The organism is Halobacteriovorax sp. XZX-3, assembly GCF_043196495.1.
In the GTDB taxonomy this organism is placed as follows: domain Bacteria; phylum Bdellovibrionota; class Bacteriovoracia; order Bacteriovoracales; family Bacteriovoracaceae; genus Halobacteriovorax_A.
Genome location: NZ_JBEBMO010000001.1, coordinates 637,472 through 660,133 on the forward strand (window position 1 = coordinate 637,472; position 22,662 = coordinate 660,133).

The 22,662-nt window shown below is 38.6% G+C and carries 19 protein-coding genes; 10 read left to right on the top strand and 9 right to left on the bottom strand.

Going from position 1 to position 22,662, the window contains the following annotated elements; translation table 11 throughout:
• Positions 1-4: 4 nt before the first annotated feature.
• On the bottom strand, positions 5-7,624 hold the full coding sequence (locus tag ABMA70_RS02895; RefSeq protein WP_392991654.1) for a beta strand repeat-containing protein: 7,620 nt from the start codon (positions 7,622-7,624) through the stop codon (positions 5-7).
• Positions 7,625-7,852: 228 nt separating this feature from the next.
• Positions 7,853-8,320: a hypothetical protein gene (locus tag ABMA70_RS02900; RefSeq protein WP_103217473.1), complete on the bottom strand. Its 468-nt coding sequence runs from the start codon at positions 8,318-8,320 to the stop codon at positions 7,853-7,855.
• Positions 8,321-8,477: 157 nt separating this feature from the next.
• On the opposite strand from ABMA70_RS02900, the gene ABMA70_RS02905 reads away from it, so the two are divergent.
• Positions 8,478-9,803 (top strand): cation:proton antiporter, encoded by a 1,326-nt coding sequence (locus ABMA70_RS02905; protein WP_392991652.1) that lies wholly within the window; start codon positions 8,478-8,480, stop codon positions 9,801-9,803.
• A gap of 37 nt (positions 9,804-9,840) precedes the next feature.
• Positions 9,841-10,548, top strand: a complete 708-nt coding sequence (locus ABMA70_RS02910) for a diacylglycerol/polyprenol kinase family protein (protein WP_392991650.1) — start codon at positions 9,841-9,843, stop codon at positions 10,546-10,548.
• Between the two features lie 31 nt (positions 10,549-10,579).
• Here ABMA70_RS02910 and ABMA70_RS02915 read toward each other — a convergent pair whose 3' ends face one another.
• Positions 10,580-10,867 (bottom strand): hypothetical protein, encoded by a 288-nt coding sequence (locus ABMA70_RS02915; RefSeq protein ID WP_146037820.1) that lies wholly within the window; start codon positions 10,865-10,867, stop codon positions 10,580-10,582.
• Between the two features lie 36 nt (positions 10,868-10,903).
• On the opposite strand from ABMA70_RS02915, the gene ABMA70_RS02920 reads away from it, so the two are divergent.
• The gene (locus ABMA70_RS02920) at positions 10,904-11,572 is read left to right on the top strand and encodes an acyl-CoA thioester hydrolase/BAAT C-terminal domain-containing protein (protein WP_103217477.1); all 669 of its coding nucleotides are present in this window, start codon (positions 10,904-10,906) and stop codon (positions 11,570-11,572) included.
• Here ABMA70_RS02920 and ABMA70_RS02925 read toward each other — a convergent pair.
• On the bottom strand, positions 11,558-12,619 hold the full coding sequence (locus tag ABMA70_RS02925) for a metal-dependent hydrolase (RefSeq protein WP_392991647.1): 1,062 nt from the start codon (positions 12,617-12,619) through the stop codon (positions 11,558-11,560). The two genes, ABMA70_RS02920 and ABMA70_RS02925, sit on opposite strands and share 15 nt — an antisense overlap.
• Positions 12,620-12,667: 48 nt before the next feature.
• Between ABMA70_RS02925 and ABMA70_RS02930 the strand changes: the two genes are divergently transcribed.
• The 3 genes from ABMA70_RS02930 to ABMA70_RS02940 all read left to right on the top strand — a co-directional run bounded on the left by ABMA70_RS02930 (position 12,668) and on the right by ABMA70_RS02940 (position 14,144).
• Positions 12,668-13,405: an NAD-dependent deacylase gene (locus ABMA70_RS02930; protein WP_392991645.1), complete on the top strand. Its 738-nt coding sequence runs from the start codon at positions 12,668-12,670 to the stop codon at positions 13,403-13,405.
• Positions 13,406-13,493: 88 nt separating this feature from the next.
• Positions 13,494-13,850, top strand: a complete 357-nt coding sequence (locus ABMA70_RS02935) for a hypothetical protein (RefSeq protein ID WP_103217480.1) — start codon at positions 13,494-13,496, stop codon at positions 13,848-13,850.
• Positions 13,851-13,868: 18 nt separating this feature from the next.
• A complete protein-coding gene (locus ABMA70_RS02940; protein ID WP_021266765.1) occupies positions 13,869-14,144 on the top strand; it encodes a hypothetical protein in 276 nt (91 codons plus the stop codon).
• 59 nt (positions 14,145-14,203) lie between these two features.
• On the opposite strand, the gene ABMA70_RS02945 is transcribed toward ABMA70_RS02940, so the two are convergent.
• From ABMA70_RS02945 to ABMA70_RS02965, 5 genes are read right to left on the bottom strand one after another with little or no spacing between them, the layout of a single operon-like run.
• Positions 14,204-15,475, bottom strand: coding sequence for an acetyl-CoA C-acetyltransferase (locus ABMA70_RS02945; RefSeq protein ID WP_392991644.1), 1,272 nt, complete (start codon positions 15,473-15,475; stop codon positions 14,204-14,206).
• 28 nt (positions 15,476-15,503) lie between these two features.
• Positions 15,504-16,862 (bottom strand): hypothetical protein, encoded by a 1,359-nt coding sequence (locus ABMA70_RS02950; RefSeq protein ID WP_392991642.1) that lies wholly within the window; start codon positions 16,860-16,862, stop codon positions 15,504-15,506.
• Positions 16,862-17,686 carry an ABC transporter permease subunit gene (locus tag ABMA70_RS02955; RefSeq protein ID WP_392991640.1) on the bottom strand — a complete coding sequence of 275 codons (825 nt, stop codon included), beginning with the start codon at positions 17,684-17,686 and terminating at the stop codon, positions 16,862-16,864. Before ABMA70_RS02955 ends, ABMA70_RS02950 begins: the two co-directional genes overlap by 1 nt.
• Entirely contained in the window at positions 17,679-18,416 is a 738-nt protein-coding gene (locus ABMA70_RS02960; RefSeq protein WP_158246834.1) for an ABC transporter ATP-binding protein, read from the bottom strand. Before ABMA70_RS02960 ends, ABMA70_RS02955 begins: the two co-directional genes overlap by 8 nt.
• 10 nt (positions 18,417-18,426) lie before the next feature.
• A complete protein-coding gene (locus ABMA70_RS02965; protein ID WP_393022116.1) occupies positions 18,427-18,834 on the bottom strand; it encodes an acyl-CoA thioesterase in 408 nt (135 codons plus the stop codon).
• Positions 18,835-18,906: 72 nt separating this feature from the next.
• Here ABMA70_RS02965 and ABMA70_RS02970 point away from each other — a divergent pair, with 72 nt between their 5' ends.
• The 4 genes from ABMA70_RS02970 (at position 18,907) to ABMA70_RS02985 (ending at position 22,612) form a co-directional block, all read left to right on the top strand.
• Positions 18,907-19,662 (top strand): MotA/TolQ/ExbB proton channel family protein, encoded by a 756-nt coding sequence (locus ABMA70_RS02970; RefSeq protein ID WP_103217487.1) that lies wholly within the window; start codon positions 18,907-18,909, stop codon positions 19,660-19,662.
• A gap of 11 nt (positions 19,663-19,673) precedes the next feature.
• A complete protein-coding gene (locus tag ABMA70_RS02975) occupies positions 19,674-20,525 on the top strand; it encodes a vWA domain-containing protein (protein WP_103217488.1) in 852 nt (283 codons plus the stop codon).
• Between the two features lie 127 nt (positions 20,526-20,652).
• On the top strand, positions 20,653-21,870 hold the full coding sequence (locus tag ABMA70_RS02980) for a transglycosylase SLT domain-containing protein (protein ID WP_103217489.1): 1,218 nt from the start codon (positions 20,653-20,655) through the stop codon (positions 21,868-21,870).
• Complete coding sequence (locus ABMA70_RS02985; protein ID WP_158246835.1) at positions 21,845-22,612, top strand: PilZ domain-containing protein; 768 nt, start codon at positions 21,845-21,847, stop codon at positions 22,610-22,612. The genes ABMA70_RS02980 and ABMA70_RS02985 overlap by 26 nt, the downstream gene beginning before the upstream one ends.
• The last annotated feature ends 50 nt before the right edge of the window (positions 22,613-22,662 follow it).

Sequence of the window (22,662 nt, forward strand, 5' to 3'; positions counted from 1 at the left end):
ATATTTATGGAATGACTGTATAGTCAATGCTACCGACTCCACCATTACGACTAGCATCGGCACCAAGACCACCTGATGCGTCAGCTAAACCGAGCCAATTATTCGTTCCACAATTTACATGGATGCGACCACCACCGCCACCTGAACCGCGGAAGCCAGTCGTATTTGATCCACCAATTGTTGATATATTTCCACTACCATCACAAGTAAGGCCCTTTACATAAACCGAACCACCAGCACCAGAGCCACCTGTTGCACCAGAGAGATTTCCGTTAACACCATTTGAATCGACTGCAGCGGAGATATTTACATTAGCATCTGAAACTAACCAGATGACACCACCACCAGCACCACCACTGTAATCTCCCGAGTCATCACTTCCACCACCAGAGCCCGGAGTATTTGGCTCAGTTGCACTACCATATGTAATTCCACTATTGGTACAATAACCATCACCACCGGCACCAGCGTGTCCTCCCGCTCCGGCCGGATTATTTCCACTAGAACAGGCAAGTCCACCTGCCACTCCATATCCATTATGACCAATTCGGCCAGGAAGCTCCCCTTTACCAAGAGAAGAAATAGAAGCATTCACATTAATATCACCAACAGCGTAGACATCAGGAAGACCAGCTTCAACAGCTCCATCAAAAGTGACAACACCACCTGAATGGATTTGAGAAATATCCTTACTTGCAGAAATTAAACTAGAAGTTGCTGTTGAGAAATTCCCACTAATATCAAAACCTACATCAGTATTATTTCCATAAACTCTAAGAGTCATCGCTGTATCAAGAATAAAGTTTCCGGCACCAGTAAAGCTTTGTACACCACCTAGAGTTAGGTCGTTACTAACGGTACAAGTTGAGGCAAAGTCACCTGTTGTACAAATTGAGTCCTGATCCATTAATGATACATAGAATGAACCTTCATCAATTCCACGATCATTATTTTTCATATCAATTGTTCCACCATATTGATAGACACCACTAATGTCTGTCATCGTAATAGCAATTCGACCCGCGCCACCATGTCCACTTGAAGATCCACTTGCAGAACCACCTTGAGCGGCCATTGATCCATTTCCAGTAATTGAACCAGTGTTGATCCAAATTGAACCACCAGAACCACCTGAACCATAGTTTCCTGATATATAAGTACCATTTCCACCATTAGATAAAATAGCGCCCGTAAAATTTGTTAGGTTTGAAATAGAAAACTTAACGGCACCACCACCGTCACCACCGGCAGCATGAGCATGACGTCCACCACCAGAACCGAAATCAGTTGGTGCAGTTTCATCTCCATAAAGATTACCCCAAGTGTTGGCACTATAACCTTGGCCACCAATACTTCCGTAACTAGCAGCACCGCCATGATTATTTCCACCACTAGAGTCTTTACCTCCACCAGGTCCAGATGTACTCGTATAACCTCTTTGTGAAACATCAACTGTTCCTGCAAGATCGAGATTTGTTGCAATAAAATCTGCAAGGTTAACCTTCATCGTGGCACCGGCTTCAATCGTTGCATTTCCAGAAATATCAAAAGTGTACTTGTCACGATTTTGAGATTGAATCGTTGCACCAGATTTTACAAGCAGATCTCCAGTAACGTTAATATTTGTAGCGCTATCATAGAGATAAATATCATTATTTATAGTTAAGTTACCTGCAAAGAGATCACTCGGTAGCCATTTGGCATTGTTAATTTCACAAGTCGTTCCACTTGTTCCAACATCACAGAATTGGTCTAATGTTGTATAAGCTAAATATAAAGTTCCAAAATCACCTGGATGAGTTGAAGTACCAGGCCCATAGTTGAATATTCCAGAAAATGTATTACTTGAAGTAGTGATATCAACTGATAAGCGACCACCTGATCCTGAACCAGCACCACGTCCACCAGAGTTACCACCTTTGGCCTGAATATCTCCTGTACCAGTAAAGCTTGTGTTAGCAGTAATCCAAACGGAACCACCCGCACCACCACCACCAGCGTAAATACTTGCACCTGCACCAGCATTTCCGTCGGCCTTAATCTCACCATCGACATTAACTGTATCAGCAATAATTTTGATGGCACCACCACCATTACCACCTCGGTAATTTCCAGATGAACCACCACCTGAACCAAAAGTGATTGGAGCAGTTAAGCTACCATATGGACTATTACCACCAGCAGTCGATGTTGCGTTTTCACCATTACCACCATTTCCACCGTGCGCCCCGCCCCCAGCTTCATCATTACTATTTGTGAGTCCAGGCGATGGCCCAAAACCTTCTTCAAGGCGATTTCTAGAACCATAGTAACCGAGTCCAACAGCACTTATTAGGCCACCAGATTGAAGATCAAAAGCAGATGTTTCAAGAAGAGATAGGTTCGCATTAATTGATGATCCATTCGCAATTGTTATGGCCGTGTCGGCCGCAATTGAAATCGATCGAAGATATTCTGTATAAGAAATACTTGAGCCAGCTTGAAGGCTTAGACTTCCAGTTAAATCGATTGAGAAATTTCCATTATGGCCTTGAATTGCAAGCCCTGCACTTGGAGATAGAATAAGATTCGCACCAGTAAGAGAAATATTATTTCCTAATGGCTTAGTTGCAGCAATTGTACAAGTAGTTGCAAAATTACCACTATCACAAATAGCATCATTAGTTGAAAGTCCTAAGTGAAATGTTCCAGGGCCTCCGTGCTTACTACTAGAGCCACCATTAGTATTAACAACACCTGTTAGGTTATAGTTGCTACCTGCAAGTTCAATTGAAAGCCTTCCACCAGAACCACTACCACTTCCGTAGTAATACAATTTACCTTCACCACCAGAAACAAGAATATTTCCACTACCAATAATTGAATTGGCCGCTTGAATCCAAACAGAACCTCCGGCACCACCACCTGAAGCATAAATAGAAGTAGTTGCTCCGTCATTTCCTTGTGCCAGGATATTACCATTTAGAATAATATCGTTGGCCACAATCTTAATGGCCCCACCACCATTACCACCAGAAATATTCTTAGAAGCTCCACCACCTGAACCATAGTCAACAGGATTAGTTTCACTACCATATGGAGATTGTCCACCTAGCGTTGCTGCGCCTTCTCCGTTTCCACCAACAGAGGCGTGAGCACCACCACCAGCTTCATCTGTATTATTTGAAAGTCCAGGAGAGATCCCAAATCCTTCTTGATAGCCAAGACCGGCACCACGATAACCAAGCCCTTTTGCATTGAGGCTTGATCCTGCTTGAAGTTCAAGTGTTTGGGCCTCAAGATTTGTGAGATTAGCTAGAACCATTGCATTTGCTTCTAATGTCACATTTCCATCTGCAAGCAGTTCAATACCACGAGCATTGGCAATATATGTAATACGAGAATTTGGCTTAAGAGTTAAGTTACCAGTTAGATCAACTGCGATACCAGGGTTAAGGCCATCAACAGAAAGCGAGACACTATCTGCGATCTCTAAGTTATTTGCAGTAATCGTATAGTTTGCACCAATCGTCTTATTTTCATTTATATAACAAGTTGAAACCAGATCACCACTATCACAAATTGAAGAAGGATTTCCTAGAGCTAAATAAAATGTTCCATCTCCGGCCCTTTTCTTTCCAATACCACCTGACGTAAAAACATTTCCAGAGAAGTCATAAGAAGAACCATTATACTCAATGGCAATTCGGCCACCAGAACCACTTCCTGCACCAAAGCTATAAACCTTACCAGCACCACCAGCAGCAGTAATCATCCCCGATCCAGTAAAAGAATTGCTTACTTGAAGCCAGATTGAACCACCAGCTCCACCACCTGCCGCATAGATTGAGCCAGAAGCACCGTCTGTACCATTGGCCGTTAATGAGCCATTAACCGTTAGATTATCTGTAATAATTTTAATGGCACCACCACCATCTCCACCATCGTAACCATTTGATGCCCCAGCACTAGAACCATATTCAATTGGAGCACTAGCTACACCGTAGATAACGCTACCACCAGCTGTTGAAGCATTCTCTCCGTTTTCTCCAACAGAAGCGTGGCCTCCACCACCTGATTCGTCAGTACCATTGCCTAAACCTGCAGATGGCCCCTTCCCATCAGCACCGCCATCACGTCCACCAGTGTATCCTCGACCATCTAGATTAATCGCACCACCAGTTTGGATATCAATAGATGTGGCCGTAAGTTCTGTTATGTTGGCCGCAAGTGTTGCGCCAGATTCAATCACAAGATTACTTCCAATATTAAGTTCAATACTTGTAGCATCAGGAGTTTGAACAAGAGCACCACTTTGAAGAGTTAAATTTCCTAAAATCGTATAAGTTACATTGGCCATGAGTGTTTGAGTATCATTGATATAACACGTTGTTAGAACATCACCGCCACCACTACAATTTGGATAAATATTTGGAATATTTACATAGGCCGTTCCCTCTGCAACTCCACGTCCAGCAAGGTGGCTAACATTTGCATTAACAGTTGCCTGATTTGCAATAATTGAAATTCGTCCTCCAGCACCATTGGCAGCGGAGTTGGTATGACCAGAAGTTCCACCAGTAGCCGTTAGTGTTGCAGCTAAAATTAATTTATCAGCAGTTAGCCAAATTGAACCACCAGCACCACCACCTGAGATATCACTATTTTCTTGGCCATTGCCACCATTAGCAGAAATTGTTCCAGAAATTTCTAAAGTATTTGTAACGCTTAACTTAACGGCACCACCACCGCTTCCACCAATACGTGAACCACCAGCACCTCCACCTGAACCATAATCGACAGGAGCACTAATTGAACCATATGCAGGAGCACCGGCCGTCCCTGCGTTACCATTGAAACCATCTGTAGCATGACCACCGCCACCACCATTATCATCTGTTCCAATACCGCCAGCAGGTCCTCCACCATTGCCCATAGCACGACCACCAAAGTAGCCTTTACTATTTACATTAATGGTACCAGTGATCGTTGCATTAGAAATAGTTGATTCTGAAATATTAGCGTTTAGCGTTCCGGCCATATTAAAATTATTAGCAACAATATTACTAATGGCCGTCATTGCATCCATTGATAAAAGCCCACCAGTAGCAATTGTGAAATCTCCGCCAGCATTATTAAAAGTGAAGTCAGAGTCAAGGCCCTTAACACTTACGTTTCCGGTTGTATCAATTGTTAAATTTCCGCTTGTGAGATTTATGTCACCACCGATAACTTTAGAAGTATTGATAATACATGTTGAAGAAAAATTTCCACTATCACAAAGTTGATCATTGCTTGTAAGACCTAAATAGAAGCTACCATCTGATGCGCGAGTACCGACACTTCCGCCAGAAACACCAATGGTTCCATTAAATGTATAAACACCAGTGTTTTGATAAATTGCTAATCGTCCAGCTGCTCCAGCACCTGTCCCTTGTGCACCATCAATTGCACCAGCAGATCCACCATTAACAGAAACACTACCGCCACCAGTAATTGTATTTTGAGAAATAATCCATAGTGACCCACCAGAGCCACCAGCTCCTTGGTCACAACAAGTTTGAACACCTGCTCCACCTTGAGCAAGTATATTTCCATCAATATTTAAGTTTGTTGTTATTATTTTTACGACACCACCACCGGCACCACCTGATTGATCATCACCAGCACCACCGCCAGAACCGAAATCAACAGGCTCAGTTCTTGAACCATAAACAGTTGTCCCACCACTTGAGCGGCCATCCCCACCAGCTCCAGCGTGTCCAGCACCACCTGGATCAGCACTTGTATTTGAATGTCCTAGACCACCTGAAGGCCCACTTCCATTTGCAGCACCACTTGCTCCACCAGCATAACCTTTGCTTGAAACATCAATACTTGCACCTGCCTGGATATCAAGAGTAGTTGTACTTAGAAGAGTTAGGTTTGCAGAAATTTTTCCACCAGATTCAATTGTGACATTTCCATCAACTTGCATAATTATTTTTTCAAGAGCATTTGAAGAGATGTCTCCTCCACTTTGAATAACGAGATTTCCTGGAATATAAATGACTGTTGAATCCGCCATTGTTTGTAGATCATTTACATAACAAGTTGTGTTTACATCTCCTCCACCTGAACAAACAAGGCCAGTTCCAGATGAAGCGATTGCTGCTGTTGTGAATGTCTGGGCCTGCTGCCCGATCGTATTATTTGAAGTATCAATATAACAAACCGTTAAACTATATTGAGTCGAAGGATTAAGTGACGATATATTTTGAGTTAAGTTTGTATTACCAAAGTCAATTCCTGCAGAACAATCACTAGGGGCAATTGCTCCCGTCACAAGGTGATACTTATATGTTTGTAGATTTGTTGTATTGATAACAGCGTAGCTTAAAGCAATATCATAACTATTAATTGTATCGAGATTTAGTGAGTGTAAGTAGCTGGAAGTTTTTGAGAAGTTTTTAGATTCAGCACTTGAGGTATTTCCAGCACTATCAGTAACTGTTGCACTTACGGTTACAGCTCCATCTGCTTGAGAGCTAAAATCAAAGGTATCGCTCCAATTGCCTCCTGTACATGCAGTTGACTTGGTTACGACATTTCCACTTAAAGTCACGCTACCATCTTCTGTACACGTTCCTGATAATGTAGCACTTGGGCCAAAGACTTCACCTGCTGTGTTTGTAATAGTCACACTTGGAATTGAAGTATCATAATTTATTGTCGCACTAATGGGATTATCATTAATATACTCACCAGTTGTAGCGGTCCAAATATAAACAGTTCTTGATCCATCTGCTCCTGCTGAAAAGGTAAAATCAGTAGGCTCAGTCGTCACCCAACTACCGCCACTACAAGTAGAAGTATCCGCTGGCTTTGTAGACTGTGATTCAGATAAACACCACATCGTTGCATAAGTATCATTACCAATGCTAAGGCCTACTGTTAAATCATTTGAGTCACTCGTTGCCATCGTGATTGTAGGATCTGGCATCGAAACATTTTTTGTCAGAGTAATCGTTTCTTGAGCAGAGGAGTTTCCAGCGCTATCAGTATAGACAACATCAAAATCCAGACTGCCATTAGGGATTGCTGATGTATCGACATCAACGCTCCAACTCCCACCAGAACAAGTAGTTGTTGCTGTTATTGCATTTGATAAATGAACTTCACCACCATCTTCACTACAAGTTCCCGCTAAAGTAAAATTCGTTTGATTCGTTTCATCAATAACAGTAGCGGGAGGAGTTGTGATTGCAGTAGATGGTGCTACGGTATCAACTTCAATGGTTCCAATAATAGGATCTTCTGAAACTTCATCACCACTATTTGCTGTCCAAACATACAGGTCGCGACTACCTTCTCCAGGAGAAAATGTATAAGTCGCAGGAGGGGCAGGTGTCCACGCTCCTCCGTTACAAGTTAGTGTATCTGTAGGCTGAGTTGTCTGAGATTCTGAAACACAATACTTTGTAGCGCCACTTGTGTTGGTGATATTAAGCCCAACAGTTAAGTCATTACTAATTTCGGGGCTACTAGAGTCTGAATCCAATAAAGAAACTGTCGGAATTGTGATAGCTCCATCACCAACGATAGAGTACTTAATTTTCGAACAGGAGCTAAAAGCTATTGCTAATAGAAGGAGAAAAACGTGCATCGATATCAAACCTGTTAAATAATTTTACTTACTCAAACAAGTTTATCGACATAAAGTTAATTTTCTTAACAATTTTTAGTATTTAGCAGAATAAACTCAAGAAGCCATTCATAAAGTCCTGTAATATTAAGCTCTTACAAAACTACTCTATTGAGAAGTGAAATTCTTGCCATGGCCCTGATTTGACATGGCGTAATTCCAAACTGCCAACTTCGAAGGCCAGCTAAACTACTTACACTCTCGCATGCGCTGAAGTAGTTCACTATCCTGTTCTTGAATTCGAGGTCTTAAATACTCAACAATTGAAGAGTTTTCTTGAAGGATACGAACTAAGCGACATAGAAAGACATTATCTTCTGGGCTCTCAACTATTGACCAGCCATCAACGACATTATTTGTTTCATAGAAAAATTTAAAAAAGAGTTCTTTGTACTCAAGTTTTACATTCTTTCCGGCCTGAGCAATTAATTGTTCGCCAAGCGCTTTATCATGAACAGAAAATCCCCACGTCAGTCGATCACCACTTCCAAGATCTAGCGTTCCTTCATAAGTTTTAAAGAAGACACCTTTCTTTGTGATTCGCACTAATTTACCCGAGCGAGTCCCATCAGACTTTGGATAATTTAAAATTCCCCAACCTAGAAGACCTGCAATAATTGCGAGAATAAAAAGTGTGAAATAGATTTTCTTCTTCAAATGAACAACCTCGTTAAATAATTGATAGCTCTATTGTAGCCATTTACATCCTTAGTTGTAAAAAACTTAATATTATTAACGCATCTTTATACCTCTTAAGTTTGATCTAGCGTCTGTGTGCGTTAAATTTCAACAAAGCCAATGAGCGAGGTTAAATGTGTTCGACTTCATCGATTTAACAGATACCCAGGCCGTTATTCCAATTCTAGGCCTGTGCCTTCTGCTATGTCTTGTGGTAGCACGTTTTACTAAATTTATAGGAATCCCTAAGGTCAGTGGTTTTATTATGCTAGGGATTATTCTAGGGCCATATGTCACAGGGCTAATTACTCACGAATTTCTTGAAAAAACTAATTATCTTTCAGACCTTGCACTAGGACTTATTCTCTTTAATATTGGCGGGGAATTTAACAAGTATCTCTTAAGGCGCTTAAGCAATGAAATAATTAAAGAAACTCACCTTAAAGTTTTTCTGATGTTCTCGATTAGCAGTGTTCTCTTTGCCACTTGTCTTGCCATCTTTACCGGACTCTCCTTTACAAATATTTTTATAATATCCTCAATGCTTGGAATTATAAGTATCGAAGCGGCTCCCCCTACAACAGTACTAGTAATGAAAGAATACAACACACATGGCCCAATTACTGATGCTATCATGATTCACTTGGCCGTAGTCACTGGACTAACAATTGTTGGGAGTTTATTTTTAACTTCAATTTTTGAAGCAACAGACCTGTGGCCTTCCTCTGCCTCTGCTTATCAGTCACTACTTTCCATGGCCAAAGAAGTGATCGGATCAATTGCAATAGGAGTTGTACTGGGACTTCTTCTTACTTGGCTTGAAAATTTTGAGAATAAGATTGGTAACTTTCTCTTTTCCATCATAACAATGATTCTCTTTGCTCAAACACTCGCTTATTTCTTAAAGTTGAATGTACTCTTGATATCGTTAGTTTTAGGTTTTACTGTCACCCAAGCTTCTTCAAAAGGTCGCCTCATTCATACGACAGTTAGAGATATTGGAAGTTCACTCTATGCCATTTTCTTTGTCTTTGCTGGCACCCATATCAATATTGCAGGGCTTATATCTGATGACGCACTCTTTGTGATCATGTACATCGTCATTCGAACACTATCTATTTTTGTGGCCCATCGCTTCTTTGCAAAGCGAGTAAAAAGCAATGATTACAGTATGTTAGGTCATTGCCTCTATTCACATGCTGGTACGGCCATAGCTATTGCCATGACCATTCAAAAAATCCCCCATATCACAAGTGGTATAATCTTTCAGACCATCATTTCCAGTATATTCATCTTTGAAATTGCAGGGCCACTTATCCTCAAAGAGGCCCTTAAACGCAGTGGAGAGGTCTCTTTAGAGTCCCTGAGTGATGGGCAGTATAGTTATGGACAGGATCGCCGATCAATCTTCAAAATCACCAAAGACTTTATCTCGAACAGTCTGTCAGGACTAAAAAAATAGTTTTGTCAGGATTAACAACCTGAGTTAAGATGCACATATGGATACGACAATTGCAAATAATGAAAAAAACGATGTGGAAACATCGACTAAGAATATTACAGAACAAGTTTCATCAGAAACAAAAGAAGAGATTACGAAAACAAGAAAAGACCTACATATGCCACGTAGGATTTTCCACTTCTCGATGGGCCTTATTGCGGGAATGATCTATAAGCATTTTCTTACTCACGCCCAAGCTGTTCACATCCTTGGTATTGCTACATGTGTATTCTATATTCTTGAACAGATAAGAATTAACTATCCAGAAAATAAATTAATGAAGCTAGGTAGCCGCTACCTTTTACGTGCAGAGGAACAACTTAAAGAGTCAGCTTCCATGCCGTATCTTATGGGCCTACTTCTTACAATCTTAACTTTTCCAAAAACGATTTCACTAGTGGCCGTCTTCACTCTTGCTGTTTGTGACCCATTAAGCGCAATCATTGGAATTCGTTTTGGTAAAACTAAATTAAAAGCGAATCGCTCCCTTGAGGGAACTTTGGCCTTCTTAATTGCCACACTTGCCATTCACCTAATGGTACTTATAAATGTCCATGAGTTTAATATAAAGATAGCACTCGTTTCAATCTTCAGCTCCCTTGTGGTAACAGCAGTAGACTTTATGGATTTTAAAATTGATGACAACCTAACGATTCCACTTTCAACAGCTGGAGCGCTTTGGTTATTTATGGCAATTTTTCTTTAGAAAGATAAATAGAAAGATAAGTAGAAAGCTACTAGAAGAACTTTAAAAATTTCTTCTTCTTTATTTGCACGCGACGATAGAAAGCTTCATTCTTAGCCTCATGCTTCACTTCCACTAGTCCTTCTCTAATAAACTCATTGAGATAGGCTTCGAGGACTTCCATATTTACATCATCAAGAAGGCTTAGATCTTCACTCTTTATTGAAATGAGAAGATTTTCCATATTCATCCATTCAAAGAATGATATATTCTCCAGAATAATCTCTTTTGCTAAATCGATTTCATCGTCCTTGAATGTATGCTGCATTTTAGAATTCACTTTTAAATTCTCCTCGCTCCATCTATTATAAAACATATGGAAAATAATACTAGTCGAACAAATGTTGGTACAAATCTCCCGATTGATTCTATTGAAGTCGGCAATCCTAAAGCGCAAAAAACTCTTTTAGTCCTACATGGTTTTGCCCAAAACAATGAACAAATAAAAGAAAATATTGTCGATAAATTTTCATCAGAGATTATACAGAACTTTCGTATTCTTATTCCAAATGGGATTTTTCCAATTCCTAAGATTAGACCTAAAGAAATTACTTATCGCTATAGTTGGTATTTCTACGACCACACAAGACAGAAATATTATATTGATATGAGTACACCAATCCAGGCCCTTGGAAACTATCTTAAGGCCAATGCAATTGACTTTAAGGATGTCATAATTATTGGATACTCTCAGGGAGGCTACCTTGCGCCAATTATGGCAAGCTACCTACCCGGAATAAATGCTTCAATTGCAATTAATGCAAATACAAGAGTTGATAAGCTTGGAGAAAACTTAAGCTTTAATCATCTTTCAGTACATAATGAAGGTGACCCCGTTGTTGAATTTCAAAACTCTCATAATAGCTTTATTGAACTTAAAAAGAAGATCTCTAATGCTCAATATGTAAGCTTTAAAATTAACTCTCACGAAATTGCGCCTGAGAATATTAGTGCTATTGAGACCTTCTTATTAGAAATCAAATAGTAACTTTAAGAACTCTTTTCGTGAATTAATATCAACGGCACGAGATGTATTGAAGACAACGTGCCCTTCTCCCTTATGAAATTTAATATCCCACATGGCCTGTGATGAATATGGAAGAATGCTGTAGCGTGAATCCACAATTGTATTATCTTGGCCCCAATGCAGATAACCGCTAGTGAAGCTTCTAAACCTCTCATAGTCATAAGGAAACTTCTGAGACTTATAGTGCTTTAAAAGGTTTTTAATTTCATTTTCTTTAACAATCGATGCACTCTCACTTTTTGGATAAAGCTTAATCTTACCAAAAGGAATACTTTTAACAGCATAAAACTTTGCTTGATCTTGATCGACGACAATTCCTCGCCATATGACATTATTAAAAATTGTCGGCTTAATCATCTGCCTTTGTGTTTGTTCATTAATAAGGCCCTTAGACGTTAGGAAATTAGTAACTCGCTCACGTTGATAAAAACCAAGTGACATAAAAGCAATGACATAAATAATGGCGGCATCATTAAATTTTAAATTCTTTGTTCGAAGGCAAAGAATAACAAGAATAACGAGCGGGATAGTACAAAGTGGATCAATGACAGCAACGGTATTTAGCGCCACTCTTGTTGAAGAAAGTGGCCAAAAAAGCTGAGTTCCATAATTTGTGAATGAATCAAGAAGCCCATGAGTTGCATAGGCACAAAACGTATAAAGATAACTTCTTTTCACAGGCACACGAAATAGTTTAAGAAATAAACTAACGATTAAGGCCCCTATTGGTATAAAGAAGAGAGAGTGAGTGAAATGCCTGTGAAACTGAACATGAAATAGAGGATCAGAGGATGAACGAATTAAGACATCTAGGTCAGCGGCCATCCCAGCAAGAGCACCCCATAGAGCTATCACCTTTAAACTAGGCGTTTCTTTAGATTCATTAGAGTCATTAGAGTCATTAGAGTCACTACTATCTTTTGTTTTTTGACGCATTTTTGCTTTAACTTTGGCCGCTCCAAGAGATGCCATCGAACCGAGCACTGCCTGTGATAATGGGTCCACTAAAATCCTCACTTTATGTATTCACCAAGAGTATGTTACCATAAATTAATGAAATTTTTAAAAGACCAAGCACTCCTTGCTGGCATAAAAAATATTTGTATACTAACAGGCGCTGGCATCTCTAAGGAGTCGGGATTAAAGACTTTTCGTGACCAAAATGGGCTCTGGGAAAACCACGACATCTACGAGGTAGCCTCCCCCTTGGCCTTTAACAATAACCCAAATTTAGTTCACGAATTCTACAACCAAAGAAGACGACAGTTACAGTCAGGTGAAGTTCACCCAAATGATGCTCACATAGCACTTGCGGAACTTGAAAAGACAGGAAGTTTTCATACAACGGTTATCACTCAAAACGTCGACAATCTTCATGAAAGGGCCGGCTCAAAGAATATCTTTCATATGCATGGCCAACTTCTAAAAATTCGCTGCAAGAAAACCAAGAAAATCTATGAATGGACTAAAGACCTTACCATCGAAGATCGCTGCCAATGTTGTCATACCAAAGGAAATCTTAGGCCACATATCGTTTGGTTTGGTGAAGTCCCGCTTTTCTTAGATGAAATTCAACAGGCACTACTCAATTGCGATCTATTTGTCTCAATAGGTACTTCAGGGCTTGTCTACCCGGCCGCAAACTTTGTTGCTATTGCAAAAAGCGCTGGTGCTCATTGTTTAGAGATTAATCCACATCCGACAAATAATGCTGAGCTCTTTGATGAAACAATCGCAGAAGTTGCAACGCAGGGCGTACGTCACTTCGTGGAATCCATGCTTGCCATCTAGCATGCAGAAATTACATATCTCATAAAATCACTTTAATTTTCGTTTTCCCTTGGCTATAAGTGGGCACTCAATGCTATTGGAGAGATAAATGAAATCAGTGATTTTAACACTAGCGATGCTGTTTGCAGTTACATCAAACACACAAGCTTCAAGTAATATTAGAGAAATTTGCGAAAATGCTTACTATGCCACTGGCTATACTAAGCTTCATCAATATAATCTCATCGTCAACTGGGCCCGTATTTCGGATCACGCCCTAGTTGATCTTGAGAATATTATCTACTCAGACTACTTCAAAGTTCTAGCTGAGAAAGATCTAGGTAATAACAAATCAAAATATACTTTAAAAGAAAATGGAAAACTAAATTCATATCAATATGAAGCGGCCCTTAGTGAACTTGCAAAGATCACAGGAAATAAAGCTTCATGTGTTTATGATCTTTAATCATTAGAGGGAAAAAATATGAAAAAACTATTACTAGCAGCGACTCTTTTTATTTCAGTAAATGCAAGCGCAAACCAAATCAAAATTTGTGCAATGGAAGCTCAAGAAACTTGTAAAGAGTTAACAAACAAAGAAGACTTCTACACATGTTTCAATTCAGTACGTGACTACTGTATTGATAACTACATGTACCAATCAGGTAACAAGTCAATGCCATGGTGTTTTGATGAGTGTGCTCTTGTTCAAGACGAAGCTCAAAGAAACCTTTGCTACGAAACTTGTACTGAAAAATAATTCATACAATAAAGTATAAATAAAGAAGGCACCCAATGGGTGCCTTTTTTTATTCAATTTTATCTTTCAACGATAGCAACAACGCCCATCCCACCTGCTGTACAGATTGAGATTAGTCCACGTCCGCCGCCTTTTTCTTGAAGCATTTTAGCAAGGCCTGCAACAATTCTTGCACCAGTTGCACCAAATGGGTGTCCAAGAGCAAGAGAGCCACCTTTAACGTTTAGCTTTGAGCGGTCAATTGACCCAAGCGCTGCATCTAGGCCAAGCTTTGTTTTACAGAACTCTTCATCTTCCCAAGCTTTCAGTGTACAAAGAACTTGAGCAGCAAAGGCTTCATGAATTTCATAGAAATCAAAATCTTGAAGAGTAAGTCCTGCACGCTTTAAGAGCTTAGGAACTGCATAAACAGGGGCCATTAAAAGACCTTCTTCTTCGATGAAATCAACTGCTGCCGACTGACAAGTAGTAAAGTATGCTGAAACCTCAAGGTTATGCTCTTTTGCATATTCTTCTGAACATAGGAATACACAAGAAGCACCGTCTGTTAAAGGAGTAGAGTTGGCCGCAGTAAGAGTTGCCTTCTCAGACTTTTCAAATGCAGTCCTAAGAGATCCCATCTTTTCGACAGTAGTGTTAGCTCTAAGAATTCCATCGCGCTCTAGGCCTTTAAAAGGCACTACAAGATCATTATAGAAACCTTCATTGTATGCACGCTCAGCATTTTGATGAGACTCCCACGCAAGTTGGTCTTGGTCCTTACGAGCAATATGCCAACGCTGGGCCATAAGCTCACAACTTTGTCCCATTGAAAGACCTGTGCGAGGCTCCTTAACCGCAGGGAAAGATGGTTTTAGATCGGCCGGGCGAATACTTAGTAAAGCCTTCACGCGCTCACCTGTTGAGCGAGCATAATTTGCACGGCTCATAGCATCTGAGAAATTTTTTGAAAACTCAACGGGGATATCACTATTCGTATCAACACCACCAGCAATTCCACACTCAATTTGTCCTGTAGCAATTTTCATTGCAATAATATTTGATGCCTCAAGTGATAGGCCACACGCTTTTTGAATATCAGTTGCAGGAGTGTGAAAAGAAAGTCCTGACTCAATTGTACACTCACGTGCAAGAGAGAAATCATAAGCATGCTTACTAACAGCTCCAAGAACGACCTCACCTACTTCTTGGCCTTTTAGGTTCATCTTATCTACTAAACCTTTAAGAGCAGCTGTCATAAGTTCTTTGTTAGATACACCTTGATATGTCGTTCCAGACCTTGCAAATGGAATACGTGATCCCGTGATAATACAAACTTTTCTTTGTTCCATTAGTTTTCCTTTTTATAAATTTGCCTTTTCAATTTATTAGGCTTTTTAGTTCGAAGATTATTTTACGATAACTGCTCAAATGAAAAAATTCATCAAGCTCTAGGAGTATCGAATTCAATTTAAGTTTTTCTTTTGCCTCAATAGACTTGAGTATCTCAACAACATATTTTTCAATGACTATAAAACATATCGCTAGAGGAGATAAATTTGATGTGTATACATCTGGAAATCCTACACCATTTAGAGAACCATGGTGCTGGCGAACAATAACATCAATTCCAGTTGGAATCCCTGAAATCTCCTGCAAGAGAGTTGTCGTCATATTAGCGTGCTCTAACACAAGCTTCTTTTCTTCATTTGTTAAATCCACGAAGGCCATATCATCAAGAGAGTGGATCTTTAAAAGCTTCTCTTCACGTAGAAGGATGTCGTGGAAAAAACAAATATAACAAACTTTATCCATCGTTTGCTTTAGTTGTTCTCCTCGCCCCCATCCTAGATTTGGAATGATTTGATAAAAGAACAAACTAGTTAGATAGTTTCTTTTAAACGCATAAGTCGTTTCATTCTCTAAAAGAGAGCGAAGAAGTGTTGAAAGTTTCTTAGAGCCGCTTACAGTCTTTGTCATAGCTACAATAGAAGTCTTAGCAAGCTTTACTGTTTGTGGAGTGATTCCAATTTCATTTAGAAGGTTTTGTGAAATTTCAAAAGTATCACTACTAATTTCCATGATTTTCTTATCTTCTTTAAAGGCCTTCACAACCTTTGTTAAAGACTGAGATAAGATTTGTCCCATTAATTTCTCGAAATCTTCTTTTTGTACAAAGAAGTGCGAAAGATTATTATTTTCATAACGTCTTACGATATCTTTATCAAGAACGTCATTGGCATAGATTCTTTTAACAAAATGATCCACACCTGTCTTTGTCATTTTAATATAGATATCACAGCATGGATTTGAGAGCTGATAGAAATTTGCAATTTCAACACTAACAAAATCAGGCATCTTTAAATGTCTTAACTCCTCATCTGTAATATTTAAACTCTTAATTAGTTGAAGACTAATATCTCTGAGAGAAAATCTCGATGGTAGAGAGACAAAGCTCCCATAATCAATTTCCATCTCACCTAAGATAACAACAGGCTTTTTTATCGAGTGATCAATGATAAAATTTATCAAATTTTGACCGCCAACAATATTACGTCCTTCGCTATCGACATAGCGATTCTCACAAATGATCCCATCATAAGTTGCTAATTCATCCGCATTCGTAATTAGTGATGAGTTAGCAAGACAATCAATTTCAAAAGAGTACTCATTTGTTAAGTACTCTCTCACACTTGATTGGATGCGCTCATCTGAATGGATAATTAGCAATTTTCTCATTAAAATGATCTTCTTTTAAAAATAAAGTTAAAGATTAGTCCCCAAATCCCAAGAGTTGCCACTAAGTGAACAAAACCAAAGACAAAGCTTTTTACAATTTCTAAATTAAGTTCGGCCCCAAGCGATAGCATATCTGCAAGGCCTGAGATTTCACCAATTCTTGGAAGCATCCAATAAAAGATAAAACCGAATATTGAAGAAAGGTTTAGCCCCGAAAGAGCTGGATTTCCCGCCTTGATATAAGTATAAACACCAACAGATGCCAGAACATAAAAACAAGTTAGTAGAAGTGTTCCAATTTTATTAAAGAATAAACTGAAGAAACAACTCACAAACATAATAATCAAAATCTGTAAGAAGTGAGGAATTAGTGAAGCAACCATCTTCACCATTGAGAAATCCACACCCTTTGGCACAAGATCATTTGATAGAAGAATAATAACCCCAATTATCAAAATGAAGATCAGATAAAGGAAACTTAAAACGGCTCCACCAAGCATACGATTGATAACATATGAAGAGCGCTTAATTGGCAGTGCTAAGATTTGAGAAATTACTCCACTTTCTAAATCACTACGAAAGATATTTGCCGAAATAAGAGCTGCGACAAGCTTTGCACTAAGACTGATAATCCAAATAACAACTGTCATACTTGCGGTTGCTAGATATGTACTAAAACCAGATTCTTGAATTTCAATTTGAAGGGTATTACTTAGCACTCCTCCTAGATACATTACAATAACAGTCATAATGAATAGAAAGATTACTGATTTATTTCGAACTTCTTTTTCAATTGTATTTTTAATAAGCGTTAAATTAAACATGAACTTCCCCACTTTCCTCTTTAGTCCCTTTAATAAGAGTATAAAAACGATCCTCTAGAGACATACCACCACGTACTTCATCAATAGGCCCCTGGGCCTTAACTTGACCGTGATTTAAGATAATCACCTTCTTTGCAAATTTCTCAACTTCAGAAAGGATATGAGAGTTAATTAAGATCGTCTTACCTTTGCTCGAAAGCTCAAGGCAGATATCCTTCACATCTTTGATACCGATTGGATCAAGCCCAGAGAATGGCTCGTCTAAGATAATCAAATCTTTATCAGCAACAATAGCAATACATAAGCCTACTCGCTGCATTTGGCCTTTTGATAATTCACTAAGCTTCTTCTTTCCTAACTCTCCAATTGATAGTTTTCCTAAAGCTTCTTGAATTCTTTCTTTTACAAGAGACTTTTCAACTTGGTGAAACTCAGCAAAGAACTTAAGAGTTTCTTCAACAGTGAAGTAGCTATAGAAAGTAAATTTTTCAGGTAAGTAAACCAGGCGAGATCGAGACATAGGATCATTTGAATCAATATCATAAATCGAAATATTGCCACTATCTGCACTTATAAGATTTAGCATACACTTTACAAAAGTTGTTTTTCCAGCACCATTTGGCCCTAAAAGAGCAACGACATCTCCATGTTCTACAGTAAGAGAGAAGTCCGATAATGCCTTTTGGTCTCTATAACTTTTAGAGACATTCTCAACGTTAATTACGCTCATATAGAAATCCTTATTTTTCGAGAATTGTTTTTGAGTTAATACTTCTTGGCCTTTTATTTTCATCAATGGCCACGTATGTGAAAATTCCATCCGTCACTCTAACTCTTTCTGTTTCAAACTTGCGAATAACCCAAGCTTCAACTTTAACAGCAAGAGATGTGTTTCCTTCTCTTACAGTTGAGCAGTAACAGCATAAGATATCCCCAACTCCTACTGGTTGGATGAATTTCATTGCTTCAATTGCGATAGTTGCCGTACGGCCATTACAGCGCTTTCCAGAATAGATTGCACCGGCGATATCCATTTGCGAAAGAACCCAACCTCCAAAGATATCACCATTGTGATTTGTATCACAAGGCATCGTTAGCGTGCGAACACATAGTTCTCCTACTGGTTCATTTTCACTATTTTTTCCCACCATTTATATCCTTTTAAAGTCAGTTATAATAATTAAATATATATCTATAATTTTAGAGTAAAAGGTCATTCAATGCTAGAAAAGAAAGAATTGCAACTCATTGGACAAGCTGTTGTTATAAGCAGTGTTATTGTGGCGGTATTAAACGGAGCGTATCTGTCTGGTATTTTCCCACAAGATGGAATGGTTTCAAGATTGCTAATTCTCTTAGGCGGAAATTTCATCAAAGGTGGCTACATTCAGTGGCTAACTTACATGGCATTCTTCTGGTCAATTTCAGAAATAAAAGAACTAAAGGCCCAAATTAAAGCTGAAAAGTCTTATTTTAAGGCCAATCTCCTTCCTACTGATGAAAAACATTTACTCATGTCTGACGATGTCATTCAAATAGGACAAAAAGTTAAGGACTTTGAAAAGAAGTATTCGAAAACTTTACTCACACAGCTCATTAAAAATTCTTGTGCTAAGTTTCGATCAACGAAAAATATTTCCGAAGTTCTAGAGGTCATTAATATTATAACTGACCTACATCGAGACAACTCAGAAACTGAACAGTCTAATATTCGCTATCTCCTATGGGCCATTCCTTCTCTTGGCTTTATTGGTACTGTACTTGGTATCTCAAGTGCTTTAATGCTAGCAAACTCCAAAGACATGCAACTGATTACTTCAACTCTTGGTGTTGCCTTTGATACAACACTTGTTGCACTAATCCTAAGTATCATTCTTATGTGGCTCTTTCACGATTTGCAAAAAGCAACTGATCAATTTCATATGAAAACAAAAGAATATGTAATTGAAAACTTAGTTAATAAGATTGAGATGTAGGAAAGCAAATAATGCGCCAAAGAAAGTCCATAGACGTTTTTAATATTTCATTTCTTGATTTACTTTCAGGAGCACTTGGAGCGGTGATTATCCTCTTCATCGTTGTTCCAAAGAATGAAGCACCTACAACAGTAGAAACTCCAAAAGAAGTTTGCGTTGATAATTCACAAGCACTTTCTCAATGTGAAAAGCTTGCTCAGGATCAAAAGAAAGTGATTAAAGAGCTAACAGCTCAAATTACCCCACCGCAGGCCAAGCCAGAACCAAAACCAGAACCAAAACCGACTCCAGCTCCAACGGTTAAGAATGCTGATGTAGGTTTTAATTTCAAAGGCAAGAGAGTGGCCTTTCTCATTGATGTTTCAGGATCAATGGCAACAGATGATCGTATTGGCCAAGTTAAGGCAGGCCTTAAGATGCTTATTGCTTCAATGGGAAAGGACTACTACGTCGATATCATCTACTTTCCTGGAAAGAATCGCAGTTCTCAATATGCCCTATGGGGAGTTCTCCAAGATCTTAGAGATTTAAAAATCAAAGAAGAAGTCTATGAATTTCTAGCAGGACTTAGGCCACTTGGCGCTACCCCGACAAGAGCGGCCCTAAAATATGTTATCGACCAATATCCACAACTTACAGATATTGTCTTATTAAGTGATGGCTCTCCAACAAAGTCAGGCCGAACAACTTCACCTGATAGTATTGAAGATATTGTTAGGGATATCACCGACAAAAATAGACTTCGAAAAGTCCAAATTAACGCTATTGGTGTGGGGGCCACTAACTTCAGTAAGTCCTCAAATTTATATAAATTCTTAAAGAATTTAACAGATGCCAATAACGGTTTTTTCTATGGCTTCTAAAGTTGGCAAAAATTGCTAATTTTGCTAACCATAGATTTTATCGGATTTTTTAGCTAAGTAGTTGATATAAAAAGATTAACTACCTAGCAACTTCAGCTACTTACCCAAAATTGTCATAATAGTGTCAATGAACATGGCACTTAAACCAACATTTCGTCAGCACATTGTCAGAGTCTTGTTAAGAGCAAGCTTTTCGGCACTCTTTTTTGGAGCGACTCTCCTGTTCACTTCATGTGCTGGGCCAATGAACCCATTCGGAAGTGACACTCTTTCAATAATTAATGATGGGGATACATTCGAAAATCTCGAGGCCTTTACTAATATCTTAGATAACCATTTAAATTTTGATAATGTTGGAACAAGTACAATTGGAATTGAGTTCTTTCCTAAAAAACAAAATCGTCATGCTGTTTATGATCTTTATATTAAGATAAATTCTACTCGTGGAAAATTGAATCCAGAAAATATCGTTATCTTTTGGAATGGAAGAAATATTACTTCAAGCTTTAAAAATAATAATAAAGTTATCTATGAAGACGATCAAAATATCATCTATAAAATCAATCGCCTGAGTCTTCCAGCAAGACTTGAAACCGATATTAAAATTGGTTACCAATATCGTGGAGAAATTCGCTCTCTATACCGTTATGAAGAACCATCATGTAAGCAATTTACAACAGCAAATAACAACACAACAATTACAACAACAGATCCATTCAATGTTAAGGATAGCTTCATTGATCTTGTAAAAAATGAAGCTAAAAAAGTTCATACAAACCCTTCAATGCTACTTGGAATTATTGCCCAAGAATCAGGGTTTAACTATCGTTCAGTAAGTTCTGCAAAAGCAATTGGGCTTACACAAGTAACAGATGCAGCAAGCCAGCACGTTGTTAAGAAATACGATAAGTGGAAGGTTGATAAGAGAATTGAAAAGCTTCCATATGGACTTGTAAAATTCATGGTTAGGTCAGGAAAGATTAATCAAAGAAATGACTGGCGACTTAATCGTAAGAAGTCAGTTATTGGTGGCCTTGAGTATATTGAATATTTAAAGAAGTACTGGCGTGGAAATATCGATCTTGTACAAAAGTCATATCCAAAAATCAAAGACCTTAAATCATTTGAGAAAAGCCAACTTTTCACAGACCTAATTCTTGCCAGCTATAACTCTGGCCCATTTAGAGTTAAGTCACAACTAATCAAATTAGAAACAAATTGGCGTAACTCTGATCGCCTACAAGAAGCAAAGAATTATATTAATCGCGTAAATAGTTATTGTTATCACTTTACTCAAAATGACACACAAGGAGTCATCAATGAAGATCAAGCCATTAATCTTTAATATTTATGCATTTGTATTTATTGCAATTGCAGTTAGTATCCCAATTCAGGTCATGTTCCTTTATGGTCATGGTGCAACTGATATTGGTGCCATCTGGTCGAAAATGACAGTCTTTAACTTTATGGTTATGGCCTCTTGTTTTCTAAATGCGTACTTTTCATTTACAGCGCAAGATGACATCAAGTGGAGCTTTCCATTATCGATTGGCTTTGTTTGTTTAAATAACTCGATTGTCCTAGTTTATGGAAATGACTTTGAAGCAGCTTCAGTTATTCTATCAACTTTTGCATATATCCTAATGACTTCATATTTTATTCTTAGTCATGAAACGAATGTTATTAATTCTCCTGCTGCTCAGTGGTGGAAAACAGCAATTCGTTACCAAGCACCACTACCAACAAAGGTATCATCAACTGATATTCCAATTAATCTTGGAGAAACTTTTGATATCTCAAGAACAGGTGCTTATATTTCGTATAATACGCCAACTCAAAAAGATATCTTCAATTGTGGAGACACTTTTACTTTTAATATCGGAACAGATTTAGAACTAAAGGCCAAGGTCGTTAGAAAATCGAATGCTGTTGGACGCTACCCAGAAGGAATGGGGGTACAATTTGTTGAGCTTGGAGTTAGCGAAAGACTTCAATTAGAGAAGCTTTTAACAAGCCTTAGACAAAGTGTAGATGAAGAAAATATGGATAGTGATAACGATTACGAAGAGTATAATAAGGCCGCTTAGTCGTCCCCTAAGTAGCTAAAATAACGAGCTTGATTTTTAAATTGGCAGGA